Genomic DNA, 17,418 nt, shown 5'->3' on the forward strand with positions numbered 1-17,418 from the left:
GTGATCTTCACGACGCGCTCGCCCCCGGGCTTCCACCGTCCCCGGGTCGCTCCTGGCTGCGTACGACGCTACTCGTCCCATCCACGCCTCTCGCTGAGGCCAGTGTACGGGCCCGTACGGGGGACGGCCGACCGGTTTAACGCGGGGGGCGGGGCGTGACCCGAATGGCCAGACGGAGGCTTTCGGAGTCCGGGCGGGCGGCCCGGAGGCGGATTACCCGGCCGTGAGCTGGGCACAACGGATGCAGGCAGGTCCGGAACCGGACGTGGGGAGGAGCGATTCGGCGGCGTGCCCCGTTGCCGCGGCGCTGGGGTCGATTTATCGTCCCAGCACGATTCGCGTGCAAGATCACAATATGTGAAGGGGCCGCGGCCATGGTGGCGAAGAAGACCGCCGCAAAGAAGACGGCGTCAGCCGGATCCACGGGCGCGGCAGCCGGAGAGACGGGTGGCGACGCGGGAATGGAGACCGTCCCGGAGGCCGGTGCGGCCGGGACCGCGGTGAAGAAGGCCGCCGCGAAGAAGACCGCGGCGAAGAAGCCCGCCGCCGAGAAGGCACCTGCGAGGAAGAGCGCAGCCAAGAAGGCTTCGAAGAAGGCCGCCGACGCGGCCGAGGTGGCGGCCGAGGCCGCCGGGAAGACAGGAGCCCACACGGTGGTAGCCAAGAAGAGCGCGGCCCGGACCCGCACGGCCGGCACGGGCGCGGGGCCCCTGCCCCCGGCCCGCGGGGGCGTAACGACGGCCCCCGGCGAGCTGGCGGTCCGGCCGGGCGAGGACCCCTGGACGCCGGAGGAGGTCGCCGACGCGCGGGCCGAGCTGAGCAGCGAGACCATGCGGCTGCGCAGCGAGCTGGAGGCCGCGAGCGCCGCGCTCGCCGGGCTGATGCGCGACTCCGGCGACGGCGCGGGTGACGACGAGGCGGACACGGGCACCAAGAACATCACCCGTGAGCACGAGATGTCGCTCGCCGCCAACGCCCAGGAGATGCTGGACCAGACCGAGCGGGCGCTGGCCCGGCTCGACGCCGGGACGTACGGATTGTGCGAGATCTGCGGCAATCCGATCGGCAAGGCGCGCATGCAGGCGTTCCCGCGCGCCACGCTCTGTGTCGAGGACAAACAGAAGCAGGAGCGACGAGGCTGATCCCCGGCGGTGTGTCGTACCCTCGTCCTCAGTCAGGAACCTAGGTTGAGGGATTCACGTGGCAGAGGCGGAGCGCATCATCGGTACGCCGGACATCCCCGATGCTGAGGGGGCCGAAGGGGACGAGACCGCGGACCGGGCCGACGACCGGGGCGGGGAGACCGCCCCGAACAAGGGCAGGCGGAAGGTCGCGGTGCTCTTCGTCGTGGCCGTGTTCGCCTACCTCGTCGACCTGATCAGCAAGATGATCGTGGTCGCCAAGCTGGAGCACCACGAGCCGATCGAGCTCATCGGGGACTGGCTGCAGCTCAGCGCGATCCGTAACGCGGGTGCCGCGTTCGGTATCGGTGAGGCGTTCACCATCATCTTCACATTCATCGCGGCGACCGTCATCGTGGTGATCGCCCGGCTCGCGCGCAAGCTCTACAGCCTGCCGTGGGCCATCGCGCTCGGCCTGCTGCTCGGCGGTGCGCTCGGCAACCTCACCGACCGCATCTTCCGCGCCCCCGGCGTCTTCGAGGGCGCGGTGGTCGACTTCATCGCCCCCGCCCACTTCGCCGTTTTCAACCTCGCCGACTCCGCGATCGTCTGCGGCGGCATCCTGATCGTGATCCTTTCCTTCAAGGGCCTGGACCCCGACGGCACCGTGCACAAGGACTGACGGGCGCAAGGCATACTCGACAGGTGAGTACGTATCCCGAGGTCCGCACCCTGCCCGTACCCGACGGTCTGGAGGGCGAGCGTGTCGACGCCGCCATCTCCCGGATGTTCGGTTTCTCCCGCACCAAGGCCGCCGAGCTGGCAGCCGCCGGGAAGGTGCAGGTGGACGGCTCGGTGGTCGGGAAGTCCGAGCGGGTCCAGGGCGGTGCCTGGCTGGAAGTGGAGATGCCGCAGGCTCCCGCTCCGGTGCAGATCGTCGCCGAGCCCGTCGAGGGCATGGAGATCGTGCACGACGACGACGACATCGTCGTGATCGTGAAGCCGGTCGGCGTCGCCGCCCATCCCAGCCCCGGCTGGACCGGCACGACCGTCATCGGCGGTCTGGCCGCGGCCGGGTACCGGATCTCGACGTCCGGCGCGGCCGAGCGCCAGGGCATCGTCCACCGCCTCGACGTCGGCACCTCCGGCCTGATGGTCGTCGCCAAGTCCGAGCGGGCCTACACCCTGCTGAAGGCGCAGTTCCGCGACCGGGTCGTGGAGAAGAAGTACAACGCGCTGGTGCAGGGCCACCCGGACCCGATGAGCGGCACCATCGACGCCCCCATCGGGCGCCACCCCAACCACGACTACAAGTGGGCCGTCACCGCCGAGGGCAAGCCCTCCGTGACGCACTACGACCTCATCGAGGCCTACCGCTCCGCCAGCCTCCTGGACATCAAGCTGGAGACGGGCCGTACGCACCAGATCCGGGTGCACATGTCCGCCCACCGCCACCCCTGCGTCGGTGACCTCACCTACGGCGCCGACCCGACGATGGCCAAGCGCCTGGGCCTGACCCGGCAGTGGCTGCACGCCGTCCGGCTCGGCTTCGAGCACCCGTCCGACGGCAGCTGGGTGGAGTTCACCAGCAGCTACCCGGACGACCTCCAGCAGGCCCTGGACAAGATCGCGGCAGAGAGCGAATGACCGGCGCGCCCGCCCCGTACACCACGCGTACCGCCGTCGGTGAGCAGGACCTCGCGGCCTGCTTCCTGGTCCGCAAGGACGTCTTCGTCGGCGAGCAGGACGTGCCCGAGGAGATCGAGTACGACGAGTACGACGCGGTCGCCCTGCATGTGATCGCCCTCGCGGCGGACGGCTCGGCGCTCGGCACCGGACGGCTGCTGCACGGCCCGGCCGCCGCCGCGAAGACCGGCGGCGACCCGGCCGTCGGCTCGCTCGGCAGGCTCGCGGTGACCAGAGCGGCACGCGGCCTCGGGGTCGGCGCCGCACTGGTCCGGGCCATCGAGGACGCGGCCCGTGAGCTCGGTCTGGCCGCCGTCGACCTGCACGCCCAGACCCATGCGCTCGGCTTCTACGAACGCCTCGGCTATGAGGCGTACGGCCCCGAGTTCCCGGACGCGGGCATCCCCCACCGGGCGATGCGCCGCCCCCTGCGGGACTGAGGCGCCGGGGAAGCCGGCCTTGCTCCGGCATCCCCCACCGGGGCCACGCGCCGTTCGACGGCACATCGCGAGGGGCGGCGTGCGGGCGGGGAGCGCCCCGCGGAGTGATCACCGCCTTGGCGCCGCGCGGCGGGGCGGGCGTGATCCGGTCCGGTCTCCCGCCAGTGCAGCGGGCGCCCGTGCGCGCCCCGTACCTCGATCCGGCCCTTGACCGAGTGGTCCGGGGTCAGCGGCGCGCCCGCCTCGCCACCAGGAAGGCGCCCTGGTTCCGCAGGGACGCGATCGAGGCGTCCGCCCAGCGCTCCGAGACGGACGGGAACGCACGCCGCATGCTGCCCGCCCCGAGGAGGCAGCGGAAGGGGTTCGACCGGAGATACGCCACAGATACATCGGAGGAATGTTGGTCAGGGGGGGCGGGAATCAGGGGGTGTTGTCTGGATTGCGGGCCTTGCGTGACAGGCTTTGACCCCAGATCCGCCGATCACAGAGGCCGGATCCGCCGATCGTGGAGGTCGGCGCCCCGTGCTCCGGAAGGCATCCCGTGGACCAAATGGCACTGCTCCTCCTGCTGTTGCTCGGGGCTGTGGTCACGGTGCCGCTGGGCGAGCGTCTCGGGCTGCCCGCGCCGGTGCTGATGACGCTCGCCGGGGTCGGCATGGCCTTCCTCAGCTTCGTACCGAATGTGGACATCCCGCCCGAGATCATCCTTCCGGCACTGCTGCCGCCGCTGCTCTACGCCTCCGTGCAGCGAACCTCCTGGCGGCAGTTCGCCGCCAACAAACGACCGATCTTTCTGCTGGCCGTGGCGCTGGTCTTCGTCACGACGGCCGCCGTCGCCGCGGTCGCCAACGCGATCGTCCCCGGGCTGCCCCTCGCCGCGGCCGTGGCGCTCGGCGCGCTCGTCGCCCCGCCCGACCCGGTCGCGGCGACCGCCGTCGCCGGTTCGGTCGGGCTGCCGCGCAGGCTCGTCTCCATCCTGGAGGGCGAGGGGCTGTTCAACGATGTGACCGCGATCGTGCTCTACCACGTGGCGATCGCAGCCGCGGTGAGCGGGAGCTTCTCGCTGCCGGAGGCCTTCGGGCTGCTGATCCTTTCCGCGGTGGTGGCCGTGGTGGTGGGCCTGGTGCTCGGCTGGCTCACCATCAAGCTCATGGGCCTGCTCGGCGACGCCACGCTCCAGGTCGGCCTCACCCTGCTGGTGCCGTTCGTGAGTTACGTGCTCGCGGAGGAGCTGATGGGCTCGGGCGTCCTTGCCGTCCTCACCACCGCGCTCTTCCTCGCCGAGCACACCGCCGACGCCGACGACGTCCTCGGCCGGCTCACCGGCCGCAGCTTCTGGGAGATCGTCGACACGCTCGTCACCGGGGTCGCCTTCGGACTGATCGGGCTCGAACTGCACAACGTCTTCGGCACGGCGGACGGTCGCGAACTCCAGCTGCTGGGCTGGGGACTCGCCGTGGTCGTGGTGGTCGTCGGCGTACGGCTGCTGTATCTGCTGCCCGCCACCTGGCTGGCCAAGCGGCTGCACACCCGGCGCGACGTCAGCGAGGAGATCCCCACCAGCTGGCGGGAGACCGTCGTCATGTGGTGGGCGGGGATGCGTGGGGTGGCCTCGGTCGCGCTGGCGTTGGCGATCCCGCTGAAGACGGACGACGGGAAGCCGTTCCCGGGCCGCGACGAGATCGTCTTCATCGCCTTCGCGGTGATCATGGCCACGCTCGTTGTCCAGGGGCTCACCCTGCCGTGGCTGGTCCGCAAGCTCCGGGTCAAGGCGGACACGGACGCCGAGGAGGCGCTGGAGAAGGACCTCGCGATCCGCGCCGCCAAGGCCGCGAAGCAGCGCCTCAAGGAGATCCAGGAGGTCGAGGAGTTCCCGGACGAGGTCACCGAGCGGCTCCAGCGGCTGGCGTACGACGTGGGGGCGCGGATCAGTCCCGACATGGTGGACGACGAGCGCCGCGAGGCGTACGCGAAGCGGGCCGAGCGCTTCAAGGCGGTCAGCCGCGTCCAGCGCGAGATGATGTCGGCCGCCCGCCACGCGGTGCTGTCGGCCCGCAACGAGGCCGGGGCGGACCCGGAGATCGTCGACCGGGTGCTGCGGCAGCTGGACGTCCACAGCCTGCGGTGAGGCGGTGAGGCGGTGACCGGCCTGGCCCCGGCCCGTTCTCCGGGGCCGGTCAGCCGCGTCCCGTGCGCGGGGACCTGACCCGGTCCGACGGCTTCTCGTGCGCGGGGCGGGACGGATGCGGCCAGCCGCTGTCCGGTGGCGGCGCCGCGGCCGCCGTCGCGACCTTCGGCAGCGCGTACGGGTGGTGGTCGCGCAGCCAGCCGATGAGCTGTTCCCGTACGGCACAGCGCACCGTCCAGATGTCGCTCGCGTCCTTCGCCGTGACCACCGCGCGGACCAGGATCGTCGACGGCGTGGTGTCGGTGACGGCCAGGGACCAGTCACGGCCGTCCCACGCGGCGCACTCGCCCAGGATGTCCCGCAGTTGCTCGCGCATCGCCTCGACCGGGGCCGAGTGGTCCAGGTGGAGGAAGACCGAGCCCGTCATCTGCGCGCCGCCGCGCGACCAGTTCTCGAACGGCTTGCTGGTGAAGTACGAGACCGGCATCGTGATCCGCCGCTCGTCCCAGGTCCGTACCGCGAGGAAGGTCAGCGTGATCTCCTCGATCGTGCCCCACTCGCCGTCCACCACCACCGTGTCACCGATGCGCACCATGTCACCGAAGGCGATCTGCAGCCCCGCGAAGAGATTGCCGAGCGTCGACTGGGCGGCCACGCCCGCCACGATGCCGAGCACACCGGCCGAGGCCAGCATCGAGGTGCCGAACGTACGCATCCCCGGGAACGTCAGCAGCATCGCGCCGACGGCGACCGTCGCGACGATCGCGGTGACCACCCGCTGGGCCAGCGTCACCTGGGTGCGGACCCGCCGGACGCGCGCCGGATCGGGGGTGTTCGCGGCGTATCTCGCGTAGAGGGAGTCGACGACGGCCGTCGCGATCCGCACCACCAGCCAGGCAGAGGCACCGATCAGTACCAGCGACAGGGTCTGACCGATCCCGGTCCGGTGGGCGGTGACCGCTTCGAGCCGGCTGTGGGTGTACGAGCCCAGCAGCAGTGCCGTGCCCAGCGTCAGCTGGAGCGGTATCCGGCAGTGCCGCAACAGCCCCCACAAAGGGGTGTCGGGGTGCCGGCCGTCGGCCCGTCTGAGCAGCAGATCGACCAGCCAGCCGACCAGCAGTGTGATCACGACCGAGCTGCCGACGACGATCAGTGGGCGCAGCAGGTTCTCCATGCCCCCGACCGTAGCTGGCACCATGGGACGCATGAACATCATGCTTTTCCACTCGACGTACGGTCTGCGCCCCGCGGTGCACGCGGCGGCCGGCCGGCTTCGCGCCGCCGGGCACGAGGTGCAGGTGCCCGACCTCTTCGAGGGGCGCACGTTCGAAACCGTCGAGGAGGGCCTGGCCTTCAAGGAAGAGGTGGGCAAGGACGAACTGCTCAGGCGGGCCGTCCTGGCCGCCGCGCCCTACTCCGACCGCGGCCTGGTGTACGCGGGTTTCTCGTTCGGCGCCTCCACCGCGCAGACCCTGGCGCTCGGCGACGAGAAGGCCCGCGGTCTGCTGATGTTCCACGGCACGTCGGACATTGCCGAGAACGCGTCCGTGGACGAGCTTCCGGTACAGCTGCATGTCGCCGACCCGGACCCCTTCGAGACGCACGACTGGCTGAACTCCTGGTACCTGCAGATGCGGCGGACCGGCGCCGACGTGGAGGTCTACCGCTATCCGGGCGCGGGCCATCTCTTCACGGACGCCGAACTGCCCGACTTCGACCAGGCGTCGGCCGAGCTGGCCTGGAAGGTCTCGCTCGGCTTCCTCGCCACGCTGTGAGGCGGTGAGGGGCCCCGCACCGCGCGGGGCCCCTGGCCGGATCAGCCCCGGTACGCGATCCAGCTGTCGCTCATCCGCTGGACCTGGCCCGCGGTGAACTGGGTCATGCACGAGTCGTAGGTGTAGTCCATGAAGTTGTGGATCGGGTCGACCCCGGTCTTGCTGGTGCAGGAGTCACGCCCGGTCGGGCACTCGTACGCGGGAGTCTTCTCGGCCGGGGTGTCGGAGACATAGTCGCCGTTGCCGTTACAGCCGCCCTGGAAGGTGTGGTAAAGCCCCATCCAGTGGCCGACCTCGTGGGTGGCGGTGTCGCCCTCGTTGTAGTTGGTGGCGGAGCCGCCGGGCAGCGAGGCGTCGAGCATGACGACGCCGTCGTCCGAGGGGTTGGACTTGTACGAGCTGGGGAATGTGGCCCAGCCCAGCAGGCCGCCGCCGAGGTTGGCGGTGTAGATGTTGAGGGCGTTAGCGCCGCCCTTGCGCAGCGAGGACTTCATGGCCTTCTCGGCGGCGGAGCCGGGGGAGACGCCGTCGTACCAGGAGCTGTTGTCCGTGTAGTCCGTGCCGGCCAGCGTGAACTGGAAGCCCGTGTCCGTGTTGCCCGAACCCTGCCCGCCGTAGGCGGCGTTCAGGACGTTCATCTGGCTGCTGATCGCGGCGGCGCTGAGCTTGCCGGTCGTCCCGGAGTGCACGACGTGGAAGTACACCGGGATCGTCGCGCCCGCGGCGAGCGAGGAGCCGCTGACCCGGCGGTCCGCGAGTCTCTGCTTCAACTGCGCGTCCATGGCCTTGGCCTGGGCCGCGGAGAGTTCGTTGGGGTCCGCGGCGTGCGCGGTGCCCGAGGGGCGGGCCTCGCGCGCCGTGGCGTTGGTGCCGGCGTCGTCCGCGCACTTCTGGGCGGCGGAGGCGGAGATCCCGGAAGAAACTGCGGTGGCCGAGGCGGCGGAGCCGGAAGGAGCGGAGAGCGGTGCCAGGGCCAGGGTTCCGGCCAGGACGGCGGTGCCGATCGCACGGTTTCGCATACGCGGCGATATACGGACAAGAGCGCGCACGTGGACTCCTCGCGGATGTGTGGGAGAGGCATTTCCTCACCCGCCGCCGGGAGATTACGTGCGCATGTCAGGCCCTGAGGAGGAATGATCAAGCCCAATCGGATAAGCACCAAAGGGTGGAAAACGGAAGGAATCTTTCTCCGGGTTCCAGAGTTTGAGACGGTGGCGTAACCGTAAGCGTTACCCCGGCGGGTGGTGTGTCCCCATTCGATCCTCGGGACACACCACCCGCCGTAGCGACGCAATACGCCGTCAACATATGCGGAGGTGGCTGAAAATAGCCCCTCAGCGTACGGGGCCGTCCACCCGCTCGACCTTCTGCGTCCCGCTGAGCGTCCGGTAGGAACGCGTCCAGGCCGACGTGGCGTCCCGCTTCGTCCGGTCGGAGACGGCGTAGTAGTCCATCTGCGAGCGCTCGGCGGTCACGTCCAGGACGCCGTAGCCGTGCGAGTCCATGTCCACCCACTTCACATGGCGGTTGGCGGCCTTCACCGCGGCGGCCGCGACCAGCGAGACCGTCTGCGGTGCCACGTGCAGGATGTCGTCGATGTTGTCCGAGGTCACCGACGTCACCACGAACTCGGTGGCGGCCGAGTCGGAGAGCGGATACGTCGCCGCCTTCACCGGTACGTCGTTGGCCCAGGCCATGTGGATGTCACCGGTCAGGAAGACCGTGTTGGTGATCGACCGGTCCCGCAGGTGCGATATCAGCTCCTTGCGGTCGTCCGTGTAGCCGTCCCACTGGTCGACGTTGACGGCCAGACCCTCCTTGGGCAGCCCCAGCAACTCGGCCAGCGGCTCCAGCAGATGGGCCGGTAGGGAGCCGAACGCGACCGGCGAGATCATCACCGACGTGCCGACCAGCTTCCAGGTGGCGTCCGAGCCGGCCAGCCCCGACTTCAGCCAGTCCAGCTGCGCCCGCCCGGTGATGCTGCGCTCCGGGTCGTCGACCGCGCCGCTGCCGATCCCCGCCTGCTGGGAGCGGAAGCTGCGCAGGTCGAGGAGGTGGAGGTCGGCCAGGTTGCCGAAGCGCAGCCGGCGGTAGACGGTGCCCTCGGTGGAGGCGCGGACCGGCATCCACTCGAAGTACGCCTGCTTGGCGCCCGCGACCCGGTCCGCCCAGGCGCCCTCGGTGCCCGGCGTGTGGTTCTCTGCCCCGCCCGACCAGGTGTCGTTGGCGAACTCGTGGTCGTCCCAGATCGCGATCACCGGGTGCGTGGCGTGCAGCGTCTGGAGGTCGGGGTCCGTCTTGTACGTGGCGTGCCGGGTGCGGTAGTCGGCGAGGGTGAGGATCTCGTGGACCGGCTGGTGCTGCCGTACGACGTACTTCGCGGCCGGGTAACTTCCCGACGCGTACTCGTAGATGTAGTCGCCGAGGTGGAGCACCGCGTCGAGGTCGGCGCGGGCGGCGAGGTGGCGGTACGGGGAGAAGTACCCGGCCTCCCAGTTGGCGCACGACACCACGCCGAAGCGCACGCCGGGTGTGGCGGCACCGGCCGGGGGAGCCGTCCGGGTGCGGCCGGCCGGGGAGAGCGTCTGCGTGCCCTCGCCCGCCGAGAAGCGGAACCAGTACGCGGTGGCGGGAACCAGGCCCCGCACATCGGCCTTGACCGTGTGGTCGGACGCGGCCTTCGTGACGGTCGTGCCCCGGGCGACGACCCGGGCGAAGTCCTTGTCCTCGGCGACCTCCCAGCGCACCGCCGTGTCGGCGCCGCGGCCCGACCCGGGCACCGCGTCCGGGGACGGGGTGACACGGGTCCAGAGCAGGATGCCGTCGGGCAGGGGATCGCCGGAGGCGACGCCGTGCAGGAAGGCGGGGCCGTCGGCGGCGAGGGCGGCGGTGGCGGAGCCCAGCACGGGGGCCGCGACGGCGGTGGCGGCAGCGGCCTTGACGACCGTGCGGCGGCTGGGGGCGGAGAGTGGCGAGGAATCACGTCGACTGGTCACGGCGCAGAACCCTACTGACCGGTAAGCCGAACGGGCAGGCGAATTCAGGAAGTTCGCCTGCCCGTCGGGGAGCCGCTGCCAGGGTGTCGCCGGTCGGTCAGCCCTTCAGCGCGGCCGTGATCGCGGTGTTGAAGGCCTCCACCGTCATCGGGGCGTTCTCGCTCTGGCCGTCGGTGAGCGTCTTGCCGTCCATCTTCAACGTCGGGGTGCCCCGCACGCCGCTGTCGTCGAACGCCGCCGACATCTTCATCGCCCAGCTGTCGAACGTGCCGTCCTCGACGTCCTTCTGGAAGGCGGCGTTGCCCTTCAGGGCGTCCACCGAGTCGGCGACCTTGATCAGGTAGGAGTCGTCCTTGAACTTGTCGTCGGTCTCCTCCGGGTGGTATTTCGCGGAGTAGAGCGCGGCCTTGTAGTCGAGGAAGGCATCCGGGCTGACGTCGAGCGCCGCACCGAGCGCGCTCAGTGCGTTCTTCGAGCCCTCGCCGTCGGACATGTTGTCGATGAACGTGGCACCGACGTACTTGATCTTGTACTTTCCGGCGTCGACGTCCTTGCGCACCGTCTCGCCGATGGCCTGCTCGAACGTTCCGCAGATCGGGCAGCGCGAGTCCTCGTACAGCTCCAGGGTCTTCTTGGCGGTGGACTTGCCGATGACGACGGTGGTGCCGTCCTTGCCCGAGGTGTTCTTGGGCGCGGTCACGTTCTTCGCGTCCTTGGCCGCCTCCCAGTTGGACGGCTTGTTCAGCTGCATGACGCCCCAGGCGGCAGCACCCACGACGGCCAGCACGCCGACGATCGAGACGCCGACGATGATCTGCCGGCGGGTCTTGTCCTTCTTGGCCTGGCGCTCGCGCTCGGCGCGCAGACGCTCGCGGGCCGCCGCCTTGTTGGCCTGGGTGTTGCGCTTGCTCATGTCCGTATCTCCATGGTGTGAGTGGCGTGTCGTAGGGGATGTGCGTGCTCAGGCGATGGCGAAGGCCGAGCGCGGCGGTCCCCTCCGTCCCACGGAGTGCACGAGCAGGCGGGCGTGTACGAGCGGGTGCGGGCCATGTCCGGCAGGCCGCATCCGGCGGCGGGCCGGGCGGCGGGCCGTGCCGACCACGGCGACCGCGATCAGCAGCGGCCGGAACGCCAGGACGGCGGCCGCCTCCAGCAGACCGGCCAGCGCGGACTCGCCCCGCCGGAGCCAGGCCGCGGCGAGCAGGCCGACCGAGACATGGGCGGCGAGCAGCAGCCACGGCACCGCGGGGCCGGGCGAAGCCAGCAGCGCGGCCGTCGTGTGCCCGGCATCGGTCACCGAGGCGAACGGGTCGGCCTCGGCACCGGTCGGCGCCGCACCGGCGCCGACCATGCCGCCGCACAGCACGTCGACGCCGACCGAACGCAGCGGCCCCGCGATCGGGCCGCCGGCCGCGCCGTAACAGACATGCTGACCGGTGGTGAAGACGGTGTCGGCGGCCAGCTCCAGCGGGACCAGCAGCCCGGCGATCGCCCCGAAGCCGCGCTCCCGGCCGGCCAGGGCGTACGCCACGGCGAACACCACGCCGGCCAGCAGGGCGACGGCGGTCAGCGGCAGCGGGACCCGGGAGAGCAGCACATGGGAAGCAGCGGAGAGCGTCACGACAAGCGCTGTGAAAAGCGCCGCGCGAACGACTCTGAGCTGCTTCCCGGATATGTCCATCGCCGAGGAGTGTCGCATGCGAACCTGTAAGTGAGCCCTAAAGGGATGGGGCCGATGGGATCAGAGCCCCGGAATGCGGCCGTTGCGGAAGAGGTCCACGAAGATCTGGTGGTCGGCGCGGGCCCTGGCGCCGTAGCTGTGGGCGAAGTCCACCAGCAGTTCGGCGAAGCCCTCCTCGTCGGCCGCGATCGCCGCGTCGATCGCCCGCTCGGTGGAGAACGGCACCAGCGAGTGACCGCTCTCGTCATCGGCCGCGGAGTGCATCGTCGCCGTCGCCCGGCCGAGATCGGCTACTACCGCCGCGATCTCCTCTGGCTCGTCGATGTCGGACCAGTCCAGATCGACCGCGTACGGTGACACCTCGGCGACCAGCTGCCCCGCCCCGTCCAGCTCGGTCCAGCCGAGCCACGGGTCGGCGTGCGCCTGCAGGGCGCGCTGCGAGATCACGGTGCGGTGGCCCTCGTGCTGGAAGTACTCGCGCACCGCCGCGTCGGTGATGTGCCGGGAGACCGCGGGGGTCTGTGCCTGCTTGAGGTAGATCACCACATCGTTCTCCAGGGCGTCGCTGTTGCCCTCCAGAAGGATGTTGTACGAGGGGAGCCCGGCCGAACCGATCCCGATGCCGCGACGGCCGACGACATCCTTCACCCGGTACGAGTCGGGGCGGGTCAGGCTCGACTCCGGCAGCGTCTCCAGATAGCCGTCGAACGCCGCCAGTACCTTGTAGCGCGTCGCCGCGTCCAGGTCGATCGAGCCGCCGCCCGGCGCGAACCGGCGCTCGAAGTCCCGGATCTCCGTCATCGAGTCCAGCAGCGAGAACCGGGTCAGCGACCGGGCGTCGCGCAGCGCGCCCAGCAGCGGGCCCTCGGCCGTGTCCAGCGTGAAGGGCGGCACCTCTTCATTCTTGACGCCCGTGGCCAGCGCGTGGACCCGCTCGCGGTAGGCCGCCGCGTAGACCCGGACCAGCTCGCTGATCTGGTCGTCGCCCAGCGCCTTCGCGTACCCGATCAGGGCGACGGAGGCGGCGAACCGCTTGAGGTCCCAGGTGAACGGGCCGACGTACGCCTCGTCGAAGTCGTTCACGTTGAAGATCAGCCGGCCGTTGGCGTCCATGTACGTGCCGAAGTTCTCCGCGTGCAGATCGCCGTGGATCCACACCCGGCCGGTCCGCTCGTCCAGGTACGGGCCGCCGTGCCGCTCCCGCTCCAGGTCGTTGTAGAACAGGCACGCCGTGCCCCGGTAGAAGGCGAAGGCCGAGCCCGCCATCTTGCGGAACTTGACCCGGAAGGCAGCCGGATCGGCAGCCAGCAGCTCCCCGAAAGCGGTGTCGAAGACCTCAAGAATCTGCTCCCCGCGCTCTGCTGCGCCGGTCTGCGCTTCCGACATCTCTGGGTGCCTCCTGGTACCTGACGTGCATGACAGACGTGCATGACAAATGGGACGGGCGTCTCAGCCCTACAACGCGCGACCGTACCCGGGAGTGCCCGTCGTCCGTGACCTCGAAGACGTAGACTTCCACGCTGTCCCCCCAGCCCGCCAAAGCCGTTTCCCGGAGGCACAGCGCCGTGACCAAGCCGCCCTTCACGCACCTTCACGTCCACACCCAGTACTCGCTGCTGGACGGTGCCGCGCGGCTCAAGGACATGTTCGCTGCCTGCAATGAAATGGGCATGTCGCACATCGCGATGACCGACCACGGCAACCTGCACGGGGCCTACGACTTCTTCCACTCGGCGAAGAAGGCGGGCGTCACTCCGATCATCGGCATCGAGGCGTACGTCGCCCCGGAGTCGCGCAAGCACAAGCGGAAGATCCAGTGGGGCCAGCCGCACCAGAAGCGTGACGACGTCTCGGGTTCGGGCGGTTACACCCACAAGACGATCTGGGCGGCGAACAGCACCGGGCTGCACAACCTCTTCAAGCTGTCCTCGGACGCGTACGCCGAGGGCTGGCTGCAGAAGTGGCCACGCATGGACAAGGAGACCATCGCCCAGTGGTCCGAGGGCCTGATCGCGTCCACCGGCTGCCCCTCGGGCGAGGTGCAGACCCGGCTGCGGCTCGGCCAGTTCGACGAGGCGGTCCAGGCCGCCTCCGACTACAAGGACATCTTCGGCGAGGGCAAGTACTTCCTGGAGCTGATGGACCACGGCATCGAGATCGAGCGCCGGGTCCGTGACGGGCTCCTCGAAATCGGCAAGAAGCTGAACATCCCGCCGCTGGTGACCAACGACTCGCACTACACCTACGCGCACGAGGCCACCGCGCACGACGCCCTGCTCTGCATCCAGACCGGCAAGAACCTCTCCGACCCGGACCGCTTCCGCTTCGACGGCACCGGCTACTACCTCAAGACGACCGACGAGATGTACGGCGTCGACTCCTCCGACGCCTGGCAGCAGGGCTGCGCCAACACCCTGCTGGTCGCGGAGCAGATCGACACCACCGGCATGTTCGAGAAGCGCGACCTGATGCCGAAGTTCGACATCCCGGACGGCTACACGGAGATCACCTGGTTCCAGGAAGAGGTCCGCGTCGGGATGAACCGGCGCTTCCCGGGGGGTGTCCCCGAGGACCGGCAGAAGCAGGTCGAGTACGAGATGGACATCATCATCCAGATGGGGTTCCCGGGGTACTTCCTGGTCGTCGCCGACTTCATCATGTGGGCGAAGAACAACGGCATCGCGGTCGGCCCCGGCCGAGGCTCCGCCGCAGGTTCGATCGTGGCGTACGCGATGGGCATCACCGACCTCGACCCGATCGAGCACGGGCTGATCTTCGAGCGGTTCCTCAACCCCGAGCGCGTCTCCATGCCCGATGTCGACATCGACTTCGACGAGCGCCGGCGCGTCGAAGTGATCAGGTACGTGACGGAGAAGTACGGCGCCGACAAGGTCGCCATGATCGGCACGTACGGAAAGATCAAGGCGAAGAACGCCATCAAGGACTCCGCCCGGGTCCTCGGCTACCCCTACGCCATGGGCGACCGGCTCACCAAGGCCATGCCCGCCGACGTCCTCGGCAAGGGCATCGACCTCAACGGCATCACCGACCCCAAGCACCCGCGCTACAGCGAGGCGGGCGAGATCCGGGGGATGTACGAGAACGAGCCGGACGTCAAGAAGGTCATCGACACCGCGAAGGGCGTCGAGGGCCTGGTCCGGCAGATGGGCGTGCACGCCGCCGGCGTCATCATGTCCAGCGAGCCGATCGTCGACCACGCCCCGATCTGGGTGCGGCACACCGACGGTGTCACCATCACGCAGTGGGACTACCCGCAGTGCGAGTCGCTCGGCCTGCTGAAGATGGACTTCCTCGGCCTGCGAAACCTCACCATCATGGACGACGCCGTGAAGATGGTGGAGTCCAACAAGGGCGTCAAGCTGGACCTGCTGGGCCTCCCGCTGGACGACCCCAAGACGTACGAGATGCTCTGCCGCGGTGACACGCTCGGCGTGTTCCAGTTCGACGGCGGCCCGATGCGCTCCCTGCTGCGCCAGATGCAGCCCGACAACTTCGAGGACATTTCCGCCGTCTCGGCCCTGTACCGGCCGGGCCCGATGGGAATGAACTCGCACACGAACTACGCCGAGCGCAAGAACGGCCGCCAGGAGATCACCCCGATCCACCCGGAGCTGGAGGAGCCCCTCAAGGAGGTCCTCGGCCTCACCTACGGCCTGATCGTGTACCAGGAGCAGGTGCAGAAGGCCGCCCAGATCGTCGCCGGATACTCGCTCGGCGAGGCCGACATCCTGCGCCGCGTGATGGGCAAGAAGAAGCCTGAGGAGCTGGCGAAGAACTTCGTCCTCTTCGAGGCGGGGGCCAAGGAGAAGGGCTTCTCCGACGCCGCGATCAAGGCCCTGTGGGACGTTCTGGTCCCGTTCGCCGGATACGCGTTCAACAAGGCGCACTCCTCCGCGTACGGCCTGGTCACCTACTGGACCGCGTACCTCAAGGCGAACTACCCCGCCGAGTACATGGCGGCGCTGCTGACCTCGGTCAAGGACGACAAGGACAAGTCGGCCGTCTACCTCAACGAGTGCCGCCGCATGGGCATCAAGGTGCTGCCGCCCAATGTGAACGAGTCCCTGTCGAACTTCGCCGCCCAGGGCGACGACGTGATCCTCTTCGGCCTCACCGCCGTGCGCAACGTCGGCCAGAACGTCGTCGACTCGATCATCCGGTGCCGCAAGGCGAAGGGAAAGTACAGCTCGTTCCCCGACTTCCTCGACAAGGTCGAAGCGGTCGTCTGCAACAAGCGCACCGTCGAATCGCTGATCAAGGCCGGCGCCTTCGACGAGATGGGCCACACCCGCAAGGGTCTGGTCGCCCACCACGAACCGATGATCGACAACGTGGTGCAGGTCAAGCGCAAGGAGGCAGAGGGCCAGTTCGACCTCTTCGGCGGCATGGGCGAGGAGGAGAGCGACGAGCCGGGCTTCGGGCTCGACGTGGAGTTCTCCGACATCGAGTGGGAGAAGTCCTACCTGCTGGCCCAGGAGCGCGAAATGCTCGGCCTGTACGTCTCCGACCACCCGCTCTTCGGCCTGGAACACGTGCTGTCGGACAAGGCCGATTCCTCGATCTCCCAGCTGACCGGCGGCGAGCACGCCGACGGCGCCGTCGTCACCGTCGGCGGCATCATCTCCGGCCTCCAGCGCAAGATGACCAAGCAGGGCAACGCCTGGGCCATCGCCACCGTCGAGGACCTGGCCGGTTCCATCGAGTGCATGTTCTTCCCGGCCACCTACCAGCTGGTCTCCACCCAGCTCGTCGAGGACACCGTCGTCTTCGTCAAGGGACGCCTCGACAAGCGGGAGGACGTGCCCCGGCTGGTCGCCATGGAGATGCAGGTCCCCGACATCTCGTCGGCCGGCACCAACGCCCCCGTGGTCCTCACCATCCCCACCGTCAAGATCACCCCGCCCATGGTCAGCCGCCTCGGCGAGGTCCTCAGCAGCCACCGGGGGGACACCGAGGTACGGATCAAGCTTCAGGGCCCCCGCAAGACCACGGTGCTCCGGCTCGACCGGCACCGGGTCAAGCCCGACCCGGCGCTCTTCGGCGACCTGAAGGTGCTGCTCGGCCCGTCCTGCCTGGCCGGCTGAGCCGGCTCTCCCCGGCAGACGTACGAGAGGGGCGCCCCGCGAAAGCGGGAGCGCCCCTCTCGGTCATCGGGCCGCAGTCCGGACCGCAGACGGCTCCGGTCAGTTGTGGCCGAAGCGCCGCTGGTGCTTACGGGCAACATCAGAAGGGCTGCCCTGGGCCTGCGACTGAGGCTGTATCTGCGACTCGTACGCGGTCGTCTTCGCCTCTTCCGCGCCGCGCTCCGTGCCGGACGCGCGGTTCTGCTGGCTGCCCTGCTTGCGGTTCTTGTTCTTGGCCATGGTCTTCCTCCTATGGGGACTCTCGGGGCCAGGACCGCGTTCAGATTCACATGCCGGGGCAACCCGTGCATTTTGGATCATTACCGTGCGTAGTGGAGGTGCTGGGCGCGTAGTTTCCCGGTTCCGCCACGCCGATGATCGAGTTCCGGCCGTCAACCCCTGCGCGGTCGGGCAGACTCGAAGGAAACCCTTGGCAAAGACCGCACC

At 69.4% G+C, this 17,418-nt stretch carries 14 protein-coding genes; 7 read left to right on the forward strand and 7 right to left on the reverse strand.

Features of this window, described 5'->3' with window-relative positions; genetic code table 11:
* Nucleotides 1–374: 374 nt before the first annotated feature.
* From ACIRJP_RS03910 to ACIRJP_RS03930, 5 genes are all read left to right on the forward strand, one after another.
* Nucleotides 375–1,142 carry a TraR/DksA family transcriptional regulator gene (locus tag ACIRJP_RS03910; protein WP_404167853.1) on the forward strand — a complete coding sequence of 256 codons (768 nt, stop codon included), beginning with the start codon at nucleotides 375–377 and terminating at the stop codon, nucleotides 1,140–1,142.
* A 58-nt stretch (nucleotides 1,143–1,200) separates the two neighbouring features.
* A complete protein-coding gene (gene lspA / locus ACIRJP_RS03915; protein WP_404167855.1) occupies nucleotides 1,201–1,803 on the forward strand; it encodes a signal peptidase II in 603 nt (200 codons plus the stop codon).
* 23 nt (nucleotides 1,804–1,826) lie between these two features.
* Complete coding sequence (locus tag ACIRJP_RS03920; RefSeq protein WP_266736710.1) at nucleotides 1,827–2,768, forward strand: RluA family pseudouridine synthase; 942 nt, start codon at nucleotides 1,827–1,829, stop codon at nucleotides 2,766–2,768.
* Nucleotides 2,765–3,247 (forward strand): GNAT family N-acetyltransferase, encoded by a 483-nt coding sequence (locus ACIRJP_RS03925; protein ID WP_404167857.1) that lies wholly within the window; start codon nucleotides 2,765–2,767, stop codon nucleotides 3,245–3,247. The genes ACIRJP_RS03920 and ACIRJP_RS03925 overlap by 4 nt, the downstream gene beginning before the upstream one ends.
* A 541-nt stretch (nucleotides 3,248–3,788) precedes the next feature.
* The gene (locus ACIRJP_RS03930; protein WP_404167859.1) at nucleotides 3,789–5,375 is read left to right on the forward strand and encodes a Na+/H+ antiporter; all 1,587 of its coding nucleotides are present in this window, start codon (nucleotides 3,789–3,791) and stop codon (nucleotides 5,373–5,375) included.
* A gap of 49 nt (nucleotides 5,376–5,424) precedes the next feature.
* Here ACIRJP_RS03930 and ACIRJP_RS03935 read toward each other — a convergent pair whose 3' ends face one another.
* A complete protein-coding gene (locus tag ACIRJP_RS03935) occupies nucleotides 5,425–6,549 on the reverse strand; it encodes a mechanosensitive ion channel family protein (RefSeq protein ID WP_404167861.1) in 1,125 nt (374 codons plus the stop codon).
* A gap of 22 nt (nucleotides 6,550–6,571) precedes the next feature.
* Here ACIRJP_RS03935 and ACIRJP_RS03940 point away from each other — a divergent pair, with 22 nt between their 5' ends.
* The gene (locus tag ACIRJP_RS03940; protein WP_383709050.1) at nucleotides 6,572–7,150 is read left to right on the forward strand and encodes a dienelactone hydrolase family protein; all 579 of its coding nucleotides are present in this window, start codon (nucleotides 6,572–6,574) and stop codon (nucleotides 7,148–7,150) included.
* Between the two features lie 41 nt (nucleotides 7,151–7,191).
* Here ACIRJP_RS03940 and ACIRJP_RS03945 read toward each other — a convergent pair whose 3' ends face one another.
* The 5 genes from ACIRJP_RS03945 to ACIRJP_RS03965 all read right to left on the reverse strand — a co-directional run bounded on the left by ACIRJP_RS03945 (nucleotide 7,192) and on the right by ACIRJP_RS03965 (nucleotide 13,213).
* The gene (locus tag ACIRJP_RS03945; RefSeq protein ID WP_404167863.1) at nucleotides 7,192–8,169 is read right to left on the reverse strand and encodes a zinc metalloprotease; all 978 of its coding nucleotides are present in this window, start codon (nucleotides 8,167–8,169) and stop codon (nucleotides 7,192–7,194) included.
* Nucleotides 8,170–8,484: 315 nt separating this feature from the next.
* Nucleotides 8,485–10,146: an alkaline phosphatase D family protein gene (locus ACIRJP_RS03950; RefSeq protein ID WP_404167865.1), complete on the reverse strand. Its 1,662-nt coding sequence runs from the start codon at nucleotides 10,144–10,146 to the stop codon at nucleotides 8,485–8,487.
* Nucleotides 10,147–10,243: 97 nt separating this feature from the next.
* A complete protein-coding gene (locus ACIRJP_RS03955; protein WP_404167867.1) occupies nucleotides 10,244–11,059 on the reverse strand; it encodes a thioredoxin domain-containing protein in 816 nt (271 codons plus the stop codon).
* Nucleotides 11,060–11,107: 48 nt separating this feature from the next.
* Nucleotides 11,108–11,827 (reverse strand): hypothetical protein, encoded by a 720-nt coding sequence (locus ACIRJP_RS03960; protein ID WP_404167869.1) that lies wholly within the window; start codon nucleotides 11,825–11,827, stop codon nucleotides 11,108–11,110.
* Nucleotides 11,828–11,887: 60 nt separating this feature from the next.
* Nucleotides 11,888–13,213, reverse strand: coding sequence for a DUF2252 domain-containing protein (locus ACIRJP_RS03965; RefSeq protein ID WP_404167871.1), 1,326 nt, complete (start codon nucleotides 13,211–13,213; stop codon nucleotides 11,888–11,890).
* 179 nt (nucleotides 13,214–13,392) lie between these two features.
* On the opposite strand from ACIRJP_RS03965, the gene dnaE reads away from it, so the two are divergent.
* Complete coding sequence (gene dnaE / locus ACIRJP_RS03970; RefSeq protein WP_404167873.1) at nucleotides 13,393–16,932, forward strand: DNA polymerase III subunit alpha; 3,540 nt, start codon at nucleotides 13,393–13,395, stop codon at nucleotides 16,930–16,932.
* A 99-nt stretch (nucleotides 16,933–17,031) separates the two neighbouring features.
* Here the strand turns inward: dnaE and ACIRJP_RS03975 are convergent, their stop codons facing one another.
* Nucleotides 17,032–17,211: a hypothetical protein gene (locus tag ACIRJP_RS03975; RefSeq protein ID WP_266736692.1), complete on the reverse strand. Its 180-nt coding sequence runs from the start codon at nucleotides 17,209–17,211 to the stop codon at nucleotides 17,032–17,034.
* Nucleotides 17,212–17,418: the final 207 nt, after the last annotated feature.

This window comes from Streptomyces sp. NPDC102437, from assembly GCF_044765565.1.
Taxonomy (GTDB): Bacteria; Actinomycetota; Actinomycetes; order Streptomycetales; family Streptomycetaceae; genus Streptomyces.

Coding starts and splice junctions, on each gene's coding strand:
- ACIRJP_RS03910 (WP_404167853.1), top strand. CDS start 375: ATGGTGGCGAAGAAGACCGCCGCAAAGAAGACGGCGTCAGCCGGATCC.
- ACIRJP_RS03925 (WP_404167857.1), top strand. CDS start 2,765: ATGACCGGCGCGCCCGCCCCGTACACCACGCGTACCGCCGTCGGTGAG.
- ACIRJP_RS03935 (WP_404167861.1), bottom strand. CDS start 6,549: ATGGAGAACCTGCTGCGCCCACTGATCGTCGTCGGCAGCTCGGTCGTG.
- ACIRJP_RS03940 (WP_383709050.1), top strand. CDS start 6,572: ATGGGACGCATGAACATCATGCTTTTCCACTCGACGTACGGTCTGCGC.
- ACIRJP_RS03945 (WP_404167863.1), bottom strand. CDS start 8,169: ATGCGAAACCGTGCGATCGGCACCGCCGTCCTGGCCGGAACCCTGGCC.
- ACIRJP_RS03955 (WP_404167867.1), bottom strand. CDS start 11,059: ATGAGCAAGCGCAACACCCAGGCCAACAAGGCGGCGGCCCGCGAGCGT.
- ACIRJP_RS03960 (WP_404167869.1), bottom strand. CDS start 11,827: ATGGACATATCCGGGAAGCAGCTCAGAGTCGTTCGCGCGGCGCTTTTC.
- ACIRJP_RS03965 (WP_404167871.1), bottom strand. CDS start 13,213: ATGTCGGAAGCGCAGACCGGCGCAGCAGAGCGCGGGGAGCAGATTCTT.
- ACIRJP_RS03975 (WP_266736692.1), bottom strand. CDS start 17,211: ATGGCCAAGAACAAGAACCGCAAGCAGGGCAGCCAGCAGAACCGCGCG.